Here is a 286-nt window from a genome sequence, read left to right as displayed (position 1 = left end):
TAGCGATGCGCGCTATGGGGCCGGCGCTCGTTGTAGAACTGCCGCCAGCGTTCGATGAGTACCTTGGCCTCGGCACGGCTGCGGAACCATTCCCGGTTCAACAATTCGTCACGCAGCTTGCCGTTGAAGCTCTCGACGAACCCGTTTTGCCACGGACTGCCCGGTGCGATGAAGGCAGGACCGATGGCAGCATCTCGCAGCCAGCGCATGACCTTGGCAGCGGTAAATTCGGCGCCGTTGTCAGACCGAATGAACGCGGGCTTGCCGTACAGCCGCATCAGTCGCG

Annotated in this window: 1 protein-coding gene; it reads right to left on the bottom strand. The window is 62.2% G+C overall.

Features of this window, described 5'->3' with window-relative positions; translation table 11 throughout:
- Positions 1 to 286 (bottom strand): integrase core domain-containing protein (locus DIE13_RS32640; protein WP_148094105.1); only part of this gene is annotated, 286 nt, incomplete at both ends.

It is taken from the genome of Burkholderia sp. Bp9016 (assembly GCF_003857765.1).
In the GTDB taxonomy this organism is placed as follows: Bacteria; Pseudomonadota; Gammaproteobacteria; order Burkholderiales; family Burkholderiaceae; genus Burkholderia.
Note: the sequence above shows the minus strand (reverse complement) of the source record. Positions and strands in the feature narration are given on the sequence as shown.